Source organism: Burkholderia sp. Bp9143 (genome assembly GCF_003853645.1).
Lineage (GTDB): Bacteria > Pseudomonadota > Gammaproteobacteria > Burkholderiales > Burkholderiaceae > Burkholderia.
The window spans coordinates 17606-35510 of sequence record NZ_QTPO01000028.1; the positions used below are offsets into that span (position 1 = coordinate 17606).

Genomic DNA, 17905 nt, shown 5'->3' on the forward strand with positions numbered 1-17905 from the left:
CTGAAGCTAGGGTGATTCGCGATAATCCGCACATGCGTGTCGCAGCGACGTGGATTGCCGCGAGAAGCTCGTAGCTCGGCAATATCTTTGCCGCGAGGCACACAGAAACGGTGTGTATGACGACGCGCAGGAAAGCCGCGTCGTCGCCAGCGTGCTGCGCGCTAACCCGGTTTGTCGGCGGGATTCGCGTCAGCTTCGGCGAAATTCAACTCGACGCCATTGCCGGCCGGATCGGTGAAAAAGAGCTGTAACTGTCGCGTGAGCGGCACGTACGTGCGCGAGTACCGGACTTGCGCGTCGGTGAGGCGCCGTTCGACGTCCGCGGCATTCGCGCATGCAAACGCCACATGGTCGAATGTATTGACGACGTGCGCCGGCCGCACCTCGCCCGGCCGCGCTTCCGACAGGTGGAGGATCGCCTGCGCCCCCGCGTAGAGCCAGTAGCCGCTGCTCTGGAACGGCGGCCGATAGCCGGGTTCGAGGCCCACGATGTTCACGTAGAAATCGCGCAGCGTATCGAGCGTCGCACGATCCGCGCGCAGGTTGTAATGATTGAGTCCGATCACTGACATGGCAGGTTGTCCGGTTCGTGGAAGGTGCGCATCGCACAGCATCGCGCAACGCGGGGCATCCTGTCACCCCCGCATGCCTTTGATCGGCGCGGCCGGACGCGCGAGCCCGCGCGCCGGCAGCGGCGTCGACATCACGATCGACGTGCGCGTTTCGCCATACAGGTTGATCCGCTCGATCAGTTGCTCGAGGTGCGCCATGCTGACGGCGACGAACCGCATCACGTACGAATCCGCGCCGGTCACGTGATGGCATTCGACCACTTCGGGAATCGTCTCCAGCAGTTTCAGGAATTTCGCCTTCGCCGGCTGCGGCACCGTGATGCCGATCAGCGCGCTCACCGGGTAGCCGGCCGCGGCCGGATTGACCCGTGCCGTGTAGCCGTCGATCACGCCTGCCGATTCGAGGCGCTTCACGCGTTCCGTCACCGCGGGCACCGACAGGTGAACCTGGCGCGCCAGCTCCGTGTAGCTGATGCGGCCGTTTGCCTGCAGCAGCGCGAGTACCTTCCAGTCGAGTTCGTCCATCGCGGTGGGGTTTTTAAGGTGAAGAGGGTATTTTTCCTTAAAAACCGCCTTCAGCGGCGACCGGACTTTCCCTACGATGCCGTTTCATGCCATGGGATGTCGCAAGGAGCCGGCCATGCTGTTCATCAAATCCGTCGTGATGGGATTGTCGATCGCGGTGCCGGTCGGCCCGATCGGCATGCTGTGCATCCAGCGCAGCCTGAGCCGCGGCTTTCACGCGGGGTTCGCGACGGGCATCGGCGCCGCGTGCGCCGATGCGATCTACGGGCTGCTCGGCGCGCTGGGCGTCGCCGGCATCGTCACCGCGTTTCCAATGCTCACTGTTGCGCTGAAAATCGGCGGCGGCGCGTTCCTCGTGTGGCTGGCCTGGACCATCGCGCGGCAGGCGCCGGCCGCGGCGGCGGTACGACGCGATTCGCCGCGCACGACCGTGCTGCGCGATTTCCTGACGACCTTCGGCCTGACGCTGTCGAACCCGATGACGATCCTGTCGTTCGTCGGGATCTTCGCGGCGCTCGGTCCGCTCGCAGGCACGCATGAAGACGCGATGGGACCAACCGTGGCGCTGATGGTCGCCGGCGTGTTCCTGGGTTCCGCGACGTGGTGGCTGTGCCTGAGCAGCGCGACGGCCGCGTTGCGCACGAAAATGTCGCTGACGTTCATGCACGGGCTGTCGCGTGTGTCCGCCGTCGTGATCGCGGCGTTTGGCGCGATCCAGTTGCTTGCGGGCGTGCGCGGTGTCGTGGGAGCCTGACTGACGCAAAACGCGGTGCGAGCGAACGCGCTCCCTCGCGGACGGCGACATTCGCCACACGGATACCCGTTGGCATCGACGCCCGCGACAGCAGGCGCCGATGCACCGACTACCCCGATCAGAACGTATAGCTGACCTTGCCGAACGCAGTGCGGCCGAGCGTGTTGTAGCCGTACGCGGTCATGTACTGACGGTCGAACAGGTTCGACAGCGTCGCCGACACCGTCAGGTGCGCATTGATCCTGTACGACGCGCGCAGGTTCACGGTCAGGTACGACGGCAGATACGTGGTGTTGGCCGGATCGTCGAACGTCGTGCCGCCGTAGCTCAGCGTCGCCCCGGTGCTCAGCGCATGCAGGTGCAGTTCGTCCCACGTGTGGTCGACGTTCACGCTGACGGTCTGGCGCGGCCGGCGGTTGAGCCAGCTGTCGTTGGTCTCGTCCTGCGGATTCAGGATGCCGATCGCGACGCTGACCGGCGTCGAGCGGCCGATCGTGCCCTTGTACGACAGGTCGATGCCGCGGATATGCGCGCGGCCGATGTTCATCGGCGAGAGCGTCGCGGGGTTGTACGCGATCAGGTTGCTGACGCGGGTGTCGTAGATCGCGGCGCTGAAGGTGCCGTACGCGGTGTTCGCGTCGAGCGCGGCCTCGACCGAATCGCTGCGTTCCGGGCTCAGGTCCGGATTGCCGTAGCGCGGGTAGTACAGGTCGTTGAACGAGGGCAGGCGGAACGCATTGCCGTACGACACGCGCGCCGTATAGACCGGCGTAATGGCCCACGACAGCGCGGCGTTGCCGGTGTTCACGGCCTTCCCGGCGATGATCTCGTGGCGGCCGGCGACGAACATCGTCACGCTGCCGAGCGTGGCCGACTGATGCAGCGAGAACGCGGAGTCGTTGCGCGTCGGCACGCCGTCCGGCACGTCGACCGGCAGGAACGCCTGTTCGCGCGTGAAGTCGTACGCGACCTTCGTCTCGCCCGACAGCGGCAGGCCGAACAGATGGAAGCCGTGCGCCTGATGGGTCAGCGACGTCGACGAACTGATGCGCTGCGAGTTGATCTGGTCGGTCGGGATGGTCGGGTCGTTCGCATACAGGAACTGGCGGTCGTTCGCATAACCGAACGACTGGTCGAATTGCGTGTCGGGCGTGATGTCGAGTTGGAACGCGATGCCGGTCGTCAGCTGATGATCGAGCTCGCGGTTCGCAAACCCGGCGTTGTCGAAGGACAGGTCGGAGCGGTGGTACAGCGCGAACGTCGAGATCGACCAGTTGTCGCGCGCATAGCCGAGGCGCGCATCGAGGTCTTGCGCGTGATACGGATTGCGGCCGTCCTCGTGGTACGGCAACACGGGCCGCGTCGCATCGATGCCGGCCGTGTTGTAGTCGTGCAGGCCGAGCGTGTAGGTGAGGCCGCCGAGCGCGGCCAGCGGTCCCGTCGACGGCACGGTGCCCGAGGTGCGCAACTGCGTGTCGAAGGTCTTGTTCGAGCCGCCGCCGAACGACACGGTGGTCTGGTTCGGCTGGCCCGCGGCGCGGCGCGTGAACAGTTGCACGACGCCGCCCATCGCGTTCGCGCCGAACGACGCGGCGGCCGGCCCGGAGATCACCTCGACGCGCTCGAACGCTTCGGTCGGAAGGTCGGCCCACGGCGCGATGCCGGTGGTCGGCGAGCCGATCCGGATGCCGTCGATGAACACCGCGACCTGGCTGGCCGACGAGCCGCGGATGCTGACGGACGCGGACGAGCCGGGGCCGCCGTTCTGCGAGACGGTCACGCCCGGCAGCGTCGCGAGCGCCTGCGTGATGCTCGGGTCGCTCGGTGACAGCCGGTCGAGGTCGGCGCGCGTGAGCACCTGCGTCGTCGCATAACGCTGGTCGAACGACTCGGGCAGGTGCCGCGTGTCGGTCACGCTGATCGTCGGCAGGTCGGCGCCTTCGGCGGGTTGGGGCGGCTGCGCGAGCGCCGTGTCGCCGGCGGCATGGGCGATCGGGGAGAGCAGCGCGGTGGCGGCGGACGTGGCGAGAAGGTGGCGAAGATTCATGAGGCGGCGAGCGTGATCGTGTTGCAGGTACGGCGAGCGTAGGCGGGTGGCGGTGCATTCCGCCGGGTTATGGTTGGTCTGTCGCGAGACCGGACAGCGTGGGCGGTAGTCGCGCGTGTCGTCATCGCAGGTGCCAGACGACGGGGCACGGCACACGTGTGCGGACACGCCGCGCGGACGGGCGGCGCAACGGCGCGACGCTTCCGGCGTGGAAGCGGAGGCGGAAAGGCTGGACATCTGAAGGGTCCTGAGGTCGGGCCGTCCATGCAACGGGGCGACCGCCAAAGGCGGTGCTGGCGCATCGGGACACCCCGCCCGGTGCGGCTGCTTGGACCTCGGGTAGATGGCAGGTCTCCTGGCTCGCGGGTCGCTATTCGCACCGGCCTTCCCGGTTTCCCAGTGGCGTGGGTGGTGCGAATTCGCCGCTCACAGTTGCGGGGGCAGCCGCAGATTCGAGGCACTGCCTCTCCTGCGTTCCCTTTTGATCCCGTCTCCGGGAACCATCAGCGCGCAAGCGTAATGGCGAGCGCTCCGGCGCGTCAATTATCGAAGTGCGCAGGGATGCGAAAAAACGTCAGCGTTCGCCGAATGCTTTCCAGAACCTCTCTTTTGAAGCATTCGAACCGCTTTACGTCTGATGAAACGTGGCGTTGGCGGCACTGCACTCGCGTCGGAACCGGCTCGGCGCGATGCCCGTCCATCGCACGAACGCCCGCCGAAACGCTTCCTCGCCGCCGAACCCGAGATGCGTGGCGATCCGCGCGACCGGCCAGTCCGACTCGCGCAGGCAGCGCCGCGCGGCGTCGGCCAGGCACTGTTCGCGCAACGCGTGATAGCCGCTGCCTTCGGCGGCCAGCCGCCGCCGCAACGTCGCCTCGCTCACGCCGAGCCACGCCGCCAGCTCGGCGAGCGCGGGCAGCGCCTGCTCGCGCGCGAGCGCCGCGTCGAGAAAGCCGCGCACCTGCTGCGTCCATGACATGACGGCCGGCGCGGCATCGATCAGACGAAACGGGAAATCCACGAGGAACGCGGCGAGTTCGCCCGGCTGCCGGATCACGCGGGCATCGAGCCGCGCCGCGTCGAACGCGAAGCCGTAGGTCTTGCGGCCGACGTCGACCGGCGCGTTGAACAGCCCGAGCAGCGGCATCGCGTCGTCGCGACGCGGATGGCCGAGCCAGACTTCGTCCGGCCGCAGCGGTTGCCCGATCAGCCAGCCGAACAGCTGCAGATAGCAGAACAGCCCCGTCAGGTCGACAAGGCACGCGGCCGGGCTGCGCGTGCGGCGCAGCGAATCCATCCGGAACATCGCACGTCCGTCGCGCACCGCGAGCGACAGCACGCCGGCGCGCGGCGTGAGCATCTCGCAGAACTCGGCGGCGCAGCGGATCGCGTCGGCGAGCGTCGCGCAACTGAGCAGGCAGCGGCACATCAGGTCGACTTCCTGCTTGCGCATCGGCGGATGGCCGTCGCCGCGCGCGACCTGTGCTTCGAGCCGCTCGATCGCGTCGCGGTACAGCGCGACGAAGCCGCCGGGTGTCGTCGGCGGCGTTGCGGTCGCTGCGTCCGGCGTTGCGCGCGGTTGCGCCGGCGGCGCGCCGCTGCGCGTCAGTTCGTCGAGCAGGCGGGCGCCGAGGCCCGGCAGCACGCGGCCGCGTGCCGGCAATACGCGCTGTTTCATACGTTTCCCGATCTGAGCGTTGCGACAGGGGTTGGTGAGCGGGCCGGTAGGGGTTGGCCGACCGCCGCCACGCAAGAATGCTATCCACGCCGGCCGCTTCCGGCCTCGCCGGAACGGCGTAGGCGGCCGGCACCGCATTCCGCCACGAACCATCCGAGACGACCCGCGAATGATCCAGATCGTAGACGAAATCACCCTCGCACCCGAGCGCATTCCCGACGTGTTGGCACTGCTGCGCGACCGCTATTTGCCGGGCCACGCGGCGCGCGGACTGACGGCGGCCGGCCGCTGGGTGTCGCCGCCCGTCGCGGTGCCGGGGCAGCCGAGCACGCTGTGGCTGACGTGGCAGGTCGCCGATGCGCCGTCGTACTACCGGATGCGCGCGCTGACCGACGGCGACGTGGTCGCATTCTGGATGGCCGTCGACGTGCTGTGCGACGCGCGCCGCCGCCATGTGATGACCGACGCCGATGCGCCGCTGCCCGCGCTGACGGAGGTCGACCATGCGGCATGACACGGCGCAGGTATTCGTTTCGGCGACCGACGATGCCGCTGCGATCGAGCGTGCATTGCGCGACGCCGCGCAGGCGCTGCCCGGCGCGACCCGCGTGGCACTCGCGCGCAATCTCGACGGCTGCTGGGGCGCGGGCGATTACACGCTCGACGTGCTGCGCGACGAGCGGGCGACCGATCGAGCGATGGACGTCACCGCGCTGGCCCGCGTGCCGGGCGTCGTGCGGATCGACGGCGCCGCATGCCGCGCGATCGGCGGCGGCCTGCGCGAACCGGCGCTGCGCGACGGCGTATGGCGCACGCTGATGCTGCATGTACGGCCGGAGGCCGATGAAGCACAGGTGCTCGATCTCGAGCGCGAACTGCTGCGCATGCCCGCGTTCACGCCCGGCATCCGCAACTGGCGGCTGAGCCGGATCGTGACGCCGGGCGCGTGGACCCACGTGTGGCAGCAGGAATTCGCGCACGTCGGCGATCTGCTCGGCGAATACCTGCTGCATCCGTATCACTGGGGCTGGGTCGACCGCCGCTTCGACGCCGAAAGCCCCGACTGGACGGTCGATGCGATCTCGCACGCGTTCTGTCCGCTCGCGTCGAGCCTGCTGGCCGACACGGCGGCGTGACGCGCGGCGCGCACGCGACCCACCGCAATGCAAACGACAACACTGGAGACACCCTCATGCGAGCCTTGCTGATCGACCGCGTCGGTCATTCCGACGCGCTGCGACTGGCCGACGTTCCCGCACCGAAGCCGGGCCCCGGCGACGTGCTGATCCGCGTCGCGTACGCGGGCGTCAATCCCGCCGACTGGAAATGCCGCGAAGGCTATCTCGGCGCGTTCATGCAGATGACGTTTCCGTTCGTGATCGGGTTCGATGCGGCCGGCGTGGTGGAAGCGGTCGGCGACGGCGTCGAGGGTTTCGCGCCGGGGATGCGCGTGTTCGCGCAGACCGACGTCGGCGCGGGGCGCTGGGGCGCGTATGCCGAATACGTCGCGGTGCGTCACGACTCGGTCGTGCGCCTGCCCGACGCGGTCGGCTTCGCGGAAGCGGCGGCCACGCCGACGCCCGCGCTGGCCGCGTGGGCCGGCCTGTTCGACGACGGCGGGCTGCATGCGGGGCAAACGGTGCTCGTGCACGGCGGCGCGGGCGCGGTCGGCACCTTCGCGGTCCAGCTGGCCGCGCAGGAGGGCGCGCGCGTCGCGGCGACGTGCTCGGCGCGCAACCGCGCGAGCGTCGAATCGCTCGGCGCGGCGGCGAGCATCGACTATCGCGCGCAGGACATCGCGGCGGCCGTGCGGGCATGGGCGCCCGGCGGCGTCGATCTGGTGCTCGATGCGGTCGGCGGCGACACGCTGCCCGACGCACTCGACCTGCTGGCACCGGGCGGCACGCTCGTGAACATCATGACGCTCGCGGCCGGTGATGCGGAGCGGCTGGCCGCGACGCGTGCCGAAGCCGCGCGGCGCGGCCTGCGCACCGCGATGACGTACAGCCGGATGCCGAGCGGCGCCACGCTCGCGTCGATCGCGGAACGGCTCGGCCGGCGCGCGCTGCGCGTGCCGCGCTTCGACAGTTTCCCGCTCGAACAGGCGGCGCGCGCACTCGACCTCGTTCAAACGGGCGACGCGAAAACCAAGTTCGTGCTGCATGTTGCGGATATCGCGGTCTGACGCCGAGCGGTCCGCACGCAACATCACCTTCACCGGAGACATCATGACCGACACCCGTACCGCGACGCTCGCGGGCAAATGCGCGCTCGTGACCGGCGCGAGCCGCGGCATCGGCCGCGCGATCGCGCAGCGCCTCGCATCAGAAGGCGCGACCGTCGTCGTGACGGCGCGCAGCCTCACGCAATCGGCGACGACGGCCGGCACGCTCGCCGAAACGGTCGCGCTGATCGAACAGGCGGGCGGCCGCGCGATCGCGCTCGCGGCTGACCTGTCGAACCCGGCCGAGCGTGACGCGCTCGTCGCGCGCGCGGCCCAGGCGGCCGGCGGCCTCGACATCCTCGTGAACAATGCGGGCGTGGCCGACTACGCGTGCGTCGACGCGATGCCGATGGCGATGTTCGACACGACGATCGAGCATTACCTGCGCATCCCGTTCGCGCTGAGCCAGGCTGCGATTCCGCTGATGCGCGCGCGCGGCGCCGGCTGGATCGTGAACGTCGGCTCGGTCACCGCGCTCGCGCCGCTGCGGCCGTTCGACGATTTCTCGCGCGCGGGCGGCGCGACCGTCTATGCGGCGATCAAGGCCGCGCTGTCGCGCTTCACGCAAGGGCTCGCGGCCGAGCTCGAAGCCGACGGCATCGCGGTGAACCTGGTCGCGCCGAGCACCGCGATCCGCACGCCGGGCGCGGCCCGCTATATCCCCGAAGGCTATCCGACCGAGGACGTCGCTTATCTGGCGGAAACCGCGCTCGCGCTGTGCAGCCTGCCGGCGCGCGAGCGCACGGGCCTCGTCACGCACAGCCTGCATTTCCCGCTGTCGCAGGGGCTCGCGGTGCGCTCGCTCGACGGCCGCACGCCGTTGCCGCCACCCGTGATTCCCGCGTATGCGCATCCCCACATCGACCCGACAGGACGCTGACATGACGAATTCGATTCGCTTCGACGGCGGCACCGCCGTGATCACCGGCGCGGCCAGCGGCATCGGCAGCGGGCTCGCGCGCCATGCCGCGGCGCTCGGCATGCGCGTGGTGCTGGCCGACCTCGACCCGGCGGCGCTCGACGCGTTTGCCGCGACGCTCGACACCGACGTGCTGTGCGTGCAGACCGACGTCAGCCGTGCGGAAGCCGTCGACGCGCTGGCCGACGCAGCATGGCAGCGCTTCGGCGGCGTCGACCTGCTGTTCAACAACGCGGGCGTGATGGCGACCGGCTTCAGCTGGGAAATCACGCCGGAACGGTTCGAGCGCAGTTTCGCGATCAACGTGCACGGCGTGATGAACGGGATCCGCAGCTTCGTGCCGCGGATGCTCGAACGCAACCTGCCGGCGCGCATCGTCAATACCGCGTCGGTCGGCGGATTCCTGCCGAGCCCGTTGATGTCACCTTACTCGGCGACGAAATTCGCGGTGGTCGCGCTGACCGAATCGCTGTACGGCGAGCTGAAGATGCTCGGCGCGCCGGTCGGTGTGTCGCTGCTCGCGCCGGGCCCGGTGCGAACGGGCATCTTCAGCGACCCGTTCGGCGCCGCGCACGACCGGCCCGAGGTGCAGGGTTTCGTCGATACGATGCGCACGATGCTGAACGCGCACGGGCTCACGCCCGACGCATTCGCCGCGCGAGTGTTCGACGGCATTCGCGACGGGCGCTACTGGCTGATTCCGCAGCCGGAGACGATCGACGGCGCGTTGCAGCGGCGCACCGCGGACATTCTCGCCGCGCGTGATCCGTCGCTGCTGTCGTTGTGAGGGCGTGATGCGGGCCGGCCGACCGACGCGGCCGGCTCATGCAGCGTTACATACGCGTGCCGTGATGCGTGCGGCCGCTCGGATCGCCGCCGCGATCGGGCGGCGTATTGTTCTGATCGATCTTCGCGAGCACGAAGCCGGCATGCGGCAGCGCGGCGGGCGAACGATGGGCGGCCTGCACGACCGGGTCGTGCGGCGACGTGGCGGGAAAACTGGATGACGTAACGCCCGGTTGAGCGAACGCCGAGAGGGATGCTGCCGCGAGGGCGGCGGCGACGATCGCGTGCGTGTTCATGGCGACTCCTTCTTCACGACTGACTGCGGGACAACGCATTCAGTCTAGGGCGCGAAACTTAACGCGACGTAAAGGAGCGGCGGCGCGCGGATGACAGGATGTTCATATAAGTCATTCGCGCGCCGCGACGGTCATGCGGATGCGGATACCAGCGCGCAGAACGTCTCGAGATCGACGTTGCCGCCGCTGATCACGATGCCGACGCGCTTGCCCTTCAGTTCGTCCTTCATGCGGCGCGCGGCCGCGAGCGACAGGCAGCCGGTCGGCTCGACGACAATCTTCATACGGGTTGCGAAGAAGCGCATGCAGTCGACCAGCTCGGCGTCGGTCGCGGTCAGGATGTCGTCGACGTCGCGCCGCAGGATCGGGAACGTCAGGTTGCCGAGGTGCTGCGTCTGCGCGCCGTCGGCGATCGTGCGCGGCGTGTCGATGTGGACGATCGACCCGGACCGGAACGATTGCTGGCCGTCGTTGCCGGCTTCCGGCTCGACGCCGTACAGCTTCGCGTGCGGCGACAGCGCGCGCGTCGCGAGCGCCGTGCCCGACAGCAGGCCGCCGCCGCCGAGCGGCGTGAACACCGCGTCGAGCGGCCCGACCTCGTCGAACAGTTCCTTCGCCGCCGTGCCCTGGCCCGCGATCACGTCCGCGTGGTCGTACGGCGGAACCAGCGTGAGCCCGTGCTTTTCCGCGAGTTCGCGGCCGATCTGCTCGCGGTCCTCGGTATAGCGGTCATACGTCACGACATTGCCGCCGTAGCCGCGCGTCGCGGCCATCTTCGCGGCCGGCGCGTCCTGCGGCATCACGATCGTCGCCGGGATGCCGAGGATGCGCGCCGACAGCGCGATCGCCTGCGCATGGTTGCCGGACGAGAACGCGACGACGCCGTTGCGGCGCTGCGTCGCGTCGAAGCGCGACAGCGCGTTGAACGCGCCGCGGAACTTGAACGCGCCCATGCGCTGCAGGTTCTCGCACTTGAAGAACACCTGCGCGCCGAGCGCTTCGTCGATCGTCCGCGACGTCATCACGGGCGTGCGGTGCGCGTGGCCTTCGAGCCGTGCCGCGGCGGCCGCGACGTCGTCGTAGGTGGGGAGGGTCGGAGTGGTCATGAGTCGCTCGTCGGAAGAGTCAGTCAACAGGTCGGCGGGGCGCGCCAGCTGCGCGCGTCCGCCTCACGCATCATTTCGCATCGTTGTATACAGTGGCGCGCGACACGCCGAGGTGCTGCGACACGATTTCCATCGCGCGGCGCACCTCCAGGAAGCCGTCCGCCTTCAGCATCTGCATCAGTTCGCGGCGCTGGTCGGTCTTCAGCTCGCGCGGCGTGGTCGCGAGGCGCGTCGCGAATGCGTCGATGCGCTGCCGGATCGCGTCCGCGCCGGCCGGGTCGAGCGTTTCGGCGACCGGCGCGCCTTCGGTGCTGCAGAACTGGTTCAGCATCCCCTGGAAGCCGCGGAACAGCGTGACGTCCGCGTTCAGGCACAGCGCGGCCACGTAGCGGCCGCTCGAATCCTTGATGCCGATCGACGTGCTTTTCGCGGTGCGGCCGTCGGCGAAGCGGTTCGCGTAGTTCGCGAGCACCTGCGGGAAGTCGTCGTCCTCGATGCGGGCGAGCCCGAGTTCGGTCGCCGGATCGCCGATCGCGCGGCCCGACAGGTTGTTGTGGATCGCGAGGATCGCGTGCTCCGGCGTACGCAGGTCGTGCACGACGACCTCGGTGAACGGCGCGAACATCGCGCCGAGCCCTTCGGCGATGCGCAGCACCTGCTCGATCAGCGACGCCTGTTCCGGCTGCGGCTTGTGGCGGGGCGTGGTCATGCGCTGGCCTGGAGCGCGGGCGCGTCGGTCGTTGCCGGCCGCGTGATGTCGGCCAGCAGCGGGCGGGCGATCCGCACGTAGTCGGACGCGTCGAGCACGACCGAGCGGTCGAGGCGGCCCGCGTTGAATGCGATTTCGTCGTTGAGCTCGATCAGCGCGGGATCGACGACGAGCGTCACGTTCGCGTCGAACACGAACGGCGGCACGGCACCCATCACGCAGCGCGTGACCGTGCCGGCGAGTTCGGGCGGCGCGAGCGTCGCCTTGCGGCGGCCGAGCGCGTCGGCGACCTTGCGGAAATCGATCTTCAGGTGACCGGGGATCACCGCGAGCGCGGTGGCGTCGCCGCCGTCCTTGAACGTGCAGAGCATCGCCTTCGCGCCCTGTTCGGGACGCGTGCCGCGAATCGCGGCGATCACGTCGGACTTGCCTTCGGCCGGGTGATCCAGCACGCGGAACCGCGCGCCGGAAGTATTCAGCAGTTCGCACAGCGCGTCGAAAACGGGGTAGTCGCTCATGTCGATCCGGGCAGGAGGGGGCGCATCGCGGTACGCGGGGACGGCGCCTGTCGGTTCGCCGTCGATGGATTGTCCAAGTATAGACGTTTTGTCATGCGCATGGCAAAAGCCCGAGGCGTGGATGGATCGCCGTGCGTGTCCGCCCACCAACTGCCGAAAGGGCCTTTCATATCGTGAAATGGCCGTCGAATTCCCGCCGCGTCGCCTTCCCGCCGCTTGAAAACCTGTTTTGCATCGCAAAACGGGCTGCTTATCTCATTGAAAAACAAGAGAAATTTATATCTTATGTCTTATATAAGAGTTGTTCGGCGGTGCGTCGCGCGGCGTTACTATTGAGTCCATGCAGTTCGCTTCGTCACACGGAGCGGGCACGCTGAACCCTTTACTCAAATGCGCTTCGTTCCCAGGAGATTGACATGTCCCAATATCAAGACGACATCAAGGCAGTGGCTGGCTTGAAGGAAAACCACGGCAGCGCGTGGAACGCCATCAGCCCCGAGTATGCCGCTCGCATGCGTGCCCAGAACAAGTTCAAGACGGGCCTGGACATCGCGAAGTACACCGCGAAGATCATGCGCGCCGACATGGCCGCGTACGATGCCGACCCGGCCAAGTACACGCAGTCGCTGGGTTGCTGGCACGGCTTCATCGGCCAGCAGAAGATGATCTCCATCAAGAAGCACTTCAACAGCACCGAGCGCCGCTACCTGTACCTGTCGGGCTGGATGGTCGCCGCGCTGCGCTCGGAGTTCGGCCCGCTGCCGGACCAGTCGATGCACGAAAAGACCTCGGTCAGCGCGCTGATCCGCGAGCTGTACACGTTCCTGCGCCAGGCCGACGCACGTGAACTGGGCGGCCTGTTCCGCGAACTGGACGCCACCAAGGACGCTGCTGCCAAGGCTGCCATCCAGCAAAAGATCGACAACCACGTGACGCACGTCGTGCCGATCATCGCCGACATCGACGCCGGTTTCGGCAACGCGGAAGCGACGTACCTGCTGGCCAAGCAGTTCATCGAAGCGGGCGCATGCTGCATCCAGATCGAGAACCAGGTGTCCGACGAGAAGCAGTGCGGCCACCAGGACGGCAAGGTCACCGTGCCGCACGAGGACTTCCTCGCGAAGATCCGCGCGATCCGCTACGCGTTCCTGGAACTGGGCGTGGACGACGGCATCATCGTCGCCCGTACCGACTCGCTCGGCGCCGGCCTGACCAAGCAGATCGCCGTGACGAACGCGCCGGGCGACCTGGGCGACCAGTACAACGCGTTCCTCGACTGCGAGGAACTGTCGGCCGACCAGCTGGGCAACGGTGACGTCATCATCAAGCGCGACGGCAAGCTGCTGCGTCCGAAGCGCCTGCCGAGCAACCTGTTCCAGTTCCGCGCCGGCACGGGCGAAGCACGTTGCGTGCTCGATTGCATCACGTCGCTGCAGAACGGCGCCGACCTGCTGTGGATCGAAACCGAAAAGCCGCACATCGCGCAGATCGGCGGCATGGTCAGCGAAATCCGCAAGGTGATCCCGAACGCGAAGCTGGTGTACAACAACAGCCCGTCGTTCAACTGGACGCTGAACTTCCGTCAGCAGGCGTATGACGCGATGAAGGCAGCGGGCAAGGACGTGTCGGCATACGACCGGGCGCAGCTGATGAGCGTCGAGTACGACGAGACCGAACTGGCCAAGCTCGCGGACGAGAAGATCCGTACGTTCCAGGCCGATGCGTCGCGTGAGGCAGGCATCTTCCACCACCTGATCACGCTGCCGACGTACCACACGGCCGCGCTGTCGACCGACAACCTCGCGAAGGAATACTTCGGCGACCAGGGCATGCTCGGTTACGTGGCCGGCGTGCAGCGCAAGGAAATCCGTCAGGGCATCGCGTGCGTCAAGCACCAGAACATGTCCGGCTCGGATATCGGCGACGACCACAAGGAATACTTCAGCGGCGACGCAGCGCTGAAGGCGGCGGGCAAGGACAACACGATGAACCAGTTCTGAGCGCCGTCGCAATCGAAGCAGAACGCCAACCCGTTACGGGTTGGCGTTTTTTTATCCACGCGATCGCCGCGCGTTATCCGCGCACCGCCTTCACGACGTACTGGCTCGTCGGCACCACGTCGATCTTGTCGAAATCGATGAAGCGTCCGCAGCTGTCCATCATCTCCGCTACGTTGCGCTGGAATTTCTCCTCGTCGCCGACCGCATCGAAGAACGCGTGCGGATCGGTCATCGCCGCGGCCGGGAAGCATTCCTCGACGATCGCGTCGTAGCCGGGCGCCGCATGCGTGAGCGCGCGCACGACCACGTTCTGCACGTACAGGAAATTGTCCTGCGTATCGATCGCGACGCGCGTGTGATGGCCGTGCCACACGTCGAGCCACGCTTCGTGCGTGAGGCGCGGCGGGCGCTTCAGGAACGCGAGCTGCGAGAAGCCGCTCGTGCGCTCGCCGGGCCGCGCCGGAAAGCGCGTGTTCGGAATCGGCTGCGACTCGGTGACGAGATACGCGGCCATGTGCGGCACGACCGCGCGCACCGCGTCGTCGAACGGCTGGCGGAACATCGGGTTCGCGCTGTCGACCCACACCGCGACGATCCCGTCGATACCCGGGTGCGTGTTGGTCTGCTTCAGGCCGGCGGCCGGCGCGACATCGGCGTCGGCGACGTTCACCTGTACGCCGTGCGCGCCGAGTGACAGCAGCTTGTCGGCGAGCTGCGCGCGCACGTTGCGGCTCCACTGCTCGGGCGCGGCCTGCGCATCGCGCCACAACACGTAAATGACTTTCTCCATTGCTTTGGCTCCAGGGGGGAATGACGGGATCGGCGGCGCTGCCGCCGGGTTTCAGGAAGCACTGACGGCCGAATCGTTCGAGTCGGTGGAATGGGCCGCGTCGTGCGCGCCCGGTGCGAAGCGGTTCGCGGTCAGCGTGAACGACGGCGGAATCGGCGACGTGACGGTTTCGAACAGCCGCTCGTGGCGCGTCGCTTGAATGCGCCACATGCCGTCGCGCTTCACGTACTGGTCGTCGTAGAACGCGGTGCCATGCACCAGGTAGTTATCCTCAAGATTGATCGCGTGATCCTCGAGAAACCACACGCCGCATGCGTGATCGGCGGACACCAGCGTGAGCTCGGGGTGATGGCCGTGATGCATCGTCAGGAAGGTCGGCTTGCCGATCTGCGCGCGCAGGCTCGACACGAACGCGTCGCGGTCGTCGTACGCATGGCGGCCGCCTTGCAGCCGCACTTCGCAGTCCTCGGTCAGGCATTGTTCGAGCAGCGACCAGTCGTGCGTGTCGATCGCGCGGAAATACCGGTACTTCAGCTGGCGGATCTGTTCGTACTCGTAGAGCGTGCGGGTCGTTTCGTCCATCGCCGTATCTCGTGGTGGTGTCGTTCGATGGTAGGAACGAAGCCACCTGCGTCACATCGTCTGTTCGGACGAACGCCGCGACGGCCGCGTTCACCTCCGCCGATACGGACCGTCGGGTTCATCCAAACAGGTGATGGCCGGCATCTCGTGCGCCTGTAACGTGGCGTCGACGCGGCTTCGATCCGCGCACACGAGATCAAGGAGACGGCATGACCCCGATCGAACGAATGGAAGTGCGTGTACGCAGGCTCGAGGACGCCGACGCGATCCGCCGCCTGAAGGCCCGCTACTTCACGTGCTGCGACCGGAAGGATCCGCAAGGGATGCGCGACTGCTTCGCGTCCGGCACCGTGCACATCGACTACGGCCGGATCGGCACGTTCGACCAGCGCGACGCGCTCGTCGACGTGTTCGAGCGGCTCGGCTGCCACCCGCACATCGTCGAGATGCACCACGGTGTGAATCCCGACATCACCGTGCTCGACGACATGCATGCGCGCGGCACGTGGGGCCTGCATTACCAGATGCTCGACACCAACGCACGCACGCTCACGCAGCTCGGCGCGACCTACGACGACGAATACCGGAAGGTCGACGGCGAATGGAAGATCGCGGCCACGCGCTGCGTCGTCACGTCGACGCTGTCCGCGCGCTACGACGGCGATGCGCCGGGCGTGCTGTTCGCCGGCGCGCAGCCGCCTGCCGCGTGACGACGCGCACCACCCGCGTCGGTTGACAACAATTCCCAGGAGACAACGAACATGACACAGAACCATGAGGCGCCGGTCGCCGTCGTGACGGGCGCGTCGCGCGGCGCGGGCAAGGGCATCGCGCGCGCGCTCGGCGCGGCCGGCATGACCGTTTACGTGACGGGCCGCTCGCAGAACGAAGGCGACGCGCCGCTGCCCGGCACGATCCACGAGACCGCGCGCGAGATCGACGCGCTCGGCGGGCGCGGGATCGCCGTTGCATGCGACCACGCGGACGACGCACAGGTGAAGGCGCTGTTCGAGCGCGTCGAGCGTGAAAGCGGGCGGCTCGACATCCTCGTCAACAACGCGACCTACCTGCACGACCAGCTGATCCTGCCGGGTCCGTTCTGGGAGAAGTCGCTCGACCTCGTGAACATCCTCGATGTCGGGCTGCGTTCGGCGTACGTCGCGAGCTGGCATGCGGCGCCGCTGATGGCGAAGCGCCGCAGCGGGTTGATCGCGTTCACGTCGTCGTTCGGCGCGAGCTGCTACATGCACGGCGCCGCGTACGGCGCGCAGAAGTCCGGCGTCGACAAGTTCGCGAAGGACATGGCCGTCGACCTGAAGCCGTTCGACGTCGCGGCCGTGTCGATCTGGATGGGCCCGCTGCGCACCGAGCGCACGACACGCGTGTGGGACGAGCATCCGGATCTCTACAAGGAGTTCTCGCTCGTCGCCGAAAGCCCGGAATTCACCGGTCGCGTGATTCATGCGATCCACGCCGATCCGCAGCGCATGGCGTTGTCGGGCCAGGTGCTGGTCGGCGCGGAAGCCGCGCTGCGGTACGGCATCGCGGATCTCGACGGCAAGCAGCCGCCGTCGTATCGCGAACTGCTGGGCGGGCCCGTGCAGGCTCATCCGGCGATCGTCGCCTAAGGAGCGCGCATGGGCATCCTCGAAGGCAAGGTGGCGCTCGTGACGGGCGCGGGGCAGGGCGTCGGGCAAGGTGTCGCGCACGCGCTCGCGGCCGAAGGCGCGCAGGTGGCCGTGGTCGGCCGCACGCGCGACAAGCTGGTCGCGACCTGCGATGCGATCCGCGCACGCGGCGGCGTGGCGGAGCCGTTCGTGTGCGACGTGATGGACGCCGCGCAGATCGCGCAGTGCGTCGATGCGGTCGTCGAGCGCTTTCGCGGCGTGCAGATCCTGATCAACAACGCGCAGGTCGTGCCGCTCGGCCGCCTGCTCGACGTGACCGACGCGGATTTTCTCGCGGGCCTCGAGTCGGGGCCGATCGCGACGCTGCGCATGATGCGCGCGTGCCATCCGCACCTGAAGGGCGACGGCGTGATCGTCAATTTCGCGTCGTCGGCCGCGGTGCGCTGGGACACGTCGGGCTATGGCGCCTATGCGGCGACCAAGGAAGCGATTCGCGCGCTCACGCGTGCGGCGGCATGCGAATGGGGCGCCGACGGCATCCGCGTGAACGCGGTCGCGCCGCATGCGCTGTCGCCGGGGCTGAAGGGCTGGGTCGACGCGAACCCGGACGAAGCCGCCGCGTTCTTCCGCACGATCCCGCTCGGCCGCGTCGGCGACTGCGAGCAGGACATCGGGCGCGCGATCGTGTTTCTCGCGAGCCGCGATGCCGCGTACCTGACGGGCGCGACGTTGCCGCTCGACGGCGGGCAGGCGTATTGGGGCTGACGGTGA

20 protein-coding genes and 1 riboswitch are annotated in these 17905 nt (G+C 68.0%); of the genes, 10 read left to right on the plus strand and 10 right to left on the minus strand.

Annotated features, from left to right (window positions below; genetic code table 11):
• Nucleotides 1–161: 161 nt before the first annotated feature.
• The gene (locus DIE23_RS21290) at nt 162–572 is read right to left on the minus strand and encodes a VOC family protein (protein WP_124613946.1); all 411 of its coding nucleotides are present in this window, start codon (nt 570–572) and stop codon (nt 162–164) included.
• 63 nt (nt 573–635) lie between these two features.
• The gene (locus DIE23_RS21295) at nt 636–1097 is read right to left on the minus strand and encodes an Lrp/AsnC family transcriptional regulator (RefSeq protein WP_124613947.1); all 462 of its coding nucleotides are present in this window, start codon (nt 1095–1097) and stop codon (nt 636–638) included.
• A 115-nt stretch (nt 1098–1212) separates the two neighbouring features.
• On the opposite strand from DIE23_RS21295, the gene DIE23_RS21300 reads away from it, so the two are divergent.
• Nucleotides 1213–1851, plus strand: coding sequence for a LysE family translocator (locus tag DIE23_RS21300; protein WP_124613948.1), 639 nt, complete (start codon nt 1213–1215; stop codon nt 1849–1851).
• 118 nt (nt 1852–1969) lie between these two features.
• Here DIE23_RS21300 and DIE23_RS21305 read toward each other — a convergent pair whose 3' ends face one another.
• Nucleotides 1970–3898, minus strand: coding sequence for a TonB-dependent receptor domain-containing protein (locus DIE23_RS21305; RefSeq protein ID WP_124613949.1), 1929 nt, complete (start codon nt 3896–3898; stop codon nt 1970–1972).
• A gap of 327 nt (nt 3899–4225) precedes the next feature.
• Nucleotides 4226–4418: riboswitch (cobalamin riboswitch) on the minus strand.
• Between the two features lie 108 nt (nt 4419–4526).
• Entirely contained in the window at nt 4527–5576 is a 1050-nt protein-coding gene (locus DIE23_RS21310; protein ID WP_124613950.1) for an AraC family transcriptional regulator, read from the minus strand.
• 169 nt (nt 5577–5745) lie between these two features.
• On the opposite strand from DIE23_RS21310, the gene DIE23_RS21315 reads away from it, so the two are divergent.
• The 5 genes from DIE23_RS21315 to DIE23_RS21335 are packed head-to-tail and all read left to right on the plus strand — an operon-like array spanning nt 5746 to nt 9506.
• Complete coding sequence (locus tag DIE23_RS21315; RefSeq protein ID WP_124613951.1) at nt 5746–6090, plus strand: hypothetical protein; 345 nt, start codon at nt 5746–5748, stop codon at nt 6088–6090.
• Nucleotides 6080–6712 carry a Dabb family protein gene (locus DIE23_RS21320; RefSeq protein WP_124613952.1) on the plus strand — a complete coding sequence of 211 codons (633 nt, stop codon included), beginning with the start codon at nt 6080–6082 and terminating at the stop codon, nt 6710–6712. The genes DIE23_RS21315 and DIE23_RS21320 overlap by 11 nt, the downstream gene beginning before the upstream one ends.
• A 56-nt stretch (nt 6713–6768) precedes the next feature.
• A complete protein-coding gene (locus tag DIE23_RS21325) occupies nt 6769–7761 on the plus strand; it encodes an NADP-dependent oxidoreductase (protein ID WP_124613953.1) in 993 nt (330 codons plus the stop codon).
• 43 nt (nt 7762–7804) lie between these two features.
• Nucleotides 7805–8680, plus strand: a complete 876-nt coding sequence (locus tag DIE23_RS21330; protein WP_124613954.1) for an SDR family NAD(P)-dependent oxidoreductase — start codon at nt 7805–7807, stop codon at nt 8678–8680.
• A 1-nt stretch (nt 8681) separates the two neighbouring features.
• Nucleotides 8682–9506 carry an SDR family NAD(P)-dependent oxidoreductase gene (locus DIE23_RS21335; RefSeq protein WP_124613955.1) on the plus strand — a complete coding sequence of 275 codons (825 nt, stop codon included), beginning with the start codon at nt 8682–8684 and terminating at the stop codon, nt 9504–9506.
• Between the two features lie 46 nt (nt 9507–9552).
• Here the strand turns inward: DIE23_RS21335 and DIE23_RS21340 are convergent, their stop codons facing one another.
• The 4 genes from DIE23_RS21340 to DIE23_RS21355 all read right to left on the minus strand — a co-directional run bounded on the left by DIE23_RS21340 (nt 9553) and on the right by DIE23_RS21355 (nt 12134).
• Complete coding sequence (locus tag DIE23_RS21340) at nt 9553–9801, minus strand: hypothetical protein (RefSeq protein ID WP_124613956.1); 249 nt, start codon at nt 9799–9801, stop codon at nt 9553–9555.
• A 131-nt stretch (nt 9802–9932) separates the two neighbouring features.
• Nucleotides 9933–10907: a threo-3-hydroxy-L-aspartate ammonia-lyase gene (locus DIE23_RS21345; protein ID WP_124613957.1), complete on the minus strand. Its 975-nt coding sequence runs from the start codon at nt 10905–10907 to the stop codon at nt 9933–9935.
• Between the two features lie 70 nt (nt 10908–10977).
• Entirely contained in the window at nt 10978–11616 is a 639-nt protein-coding gene (locus DIE23_RS21350; protein ID WP_124613958.1) for a transcriptional regulator, read from the minus strand.
• On the minus strand, nt 11613–12134 hold the full coding sequence (locus tag DIE23_RS21355) for a YbaK/prolyl-tRNA synthetase associated domain-containing protein (protein ID WP_124613959.1): 522 nt from the start codon (nt 12132–12134) through the stop codon (nt 11613–11615). The genes DIE23_RS21350 and DIE23_RS21355 overlap by 4 nt, the downstream gene beginning before the upstream one ends.
• 416 nt (nt 12135–12550) lie before the next feature.
• Here DIE23_RS21355 and DIE23_RS21360 point away from each other — a divergent pair, with 416 nt between their 5' ends.
• Nucleotides 12551–14134 (plus strand): isocitrate lyase, encoded by a 1584-nt coding sequence (locus DIE23_RS21360; RefSeq protein ID WP_124613960.1) that lies wholly within the window; start codon nt 12551–12553, stop codon nt 14132–14134.
• A gap of 73 nt (nt 14135–14207) precedes the next feature.
• Here the strand turns inward: DIE23_RS21360 and DIE23_RS21365 are convergent, their stop codons facing one another.
• Both DIE23_RS21365 and DIE23_RS21370 read right to left on the minus strand, forming a co-directional pair.
• On the minus strand, nt 14208–14924 hold the full coding sequence (locus tag DIE23_RS21365; protein WP_124613961.1) for an EthD domain-containing protein: 717 nt from the start codon (nt 14922–14924) through the stop codon (nt 14208–14210).
• A gap of 51 nt (nt 14925–14975) precedes the next feature.
• On the minus strand, nt 14976–15506 hold the full coding sequence (locus tag DIE23_RS21370; protein WP_124613962.1) for a nuclear transport factor 2 family protein: 531 nt from the start codon (nt 15504–15506) through the stop codon (nt 14976–14978).
• 209 nt (nt 15507–15715) lie between these two features.
• Between DIE23_RS21370 and DIE23_RS21375 the strand changes: the two genes are divergently transcribed.
• The 3 genes from DIE23_RS21375 to DIE23_RS21385 are packed head-to-tail and all read left to right on the plus strand — an operon-like array spanning nt 15716 to nt 17899.
• Nucleotides 15716–16216, plus strand: coding sequence for a nuclear transport factor 2 family protein (locus DIE23_RS21375; RefSeq protein ID WP_124613963.1), 501 nt, complete (start codon nt 15716–15718; stop codon nt 16214–16216).
• A 51-nt stretch (nt 16217–16267) separates the two neighbouring features.
• Nucleotides 16268–17134 carry an SDR family NAD(P)-dependent oxidoreductase gene (locus DIE23_RS21380; RefSeq protein ID WP_124613964.1) on the plus strand — a complete coding sequence of 289 codons (867 nt, stop codon included), beginning with the start codon at nt 16268–16270 and terminating at the stop codon, nt 17132–17134.
• Nucleotides 17135–17143: 9 nt separating this feature from the next.
• Entirely contained in the window at nt 17144–17899 is a 756-nt protein-coding gene (locus tag DIE23_RS21385; RefSeq protein ID WP_124613965.1) for an SDR family NAD(P)-dependent oxidoreductase, read from the plus strand.
• The last annotated feature ends 6 nt before the right edge of the window (nt 17900–17905 follow it).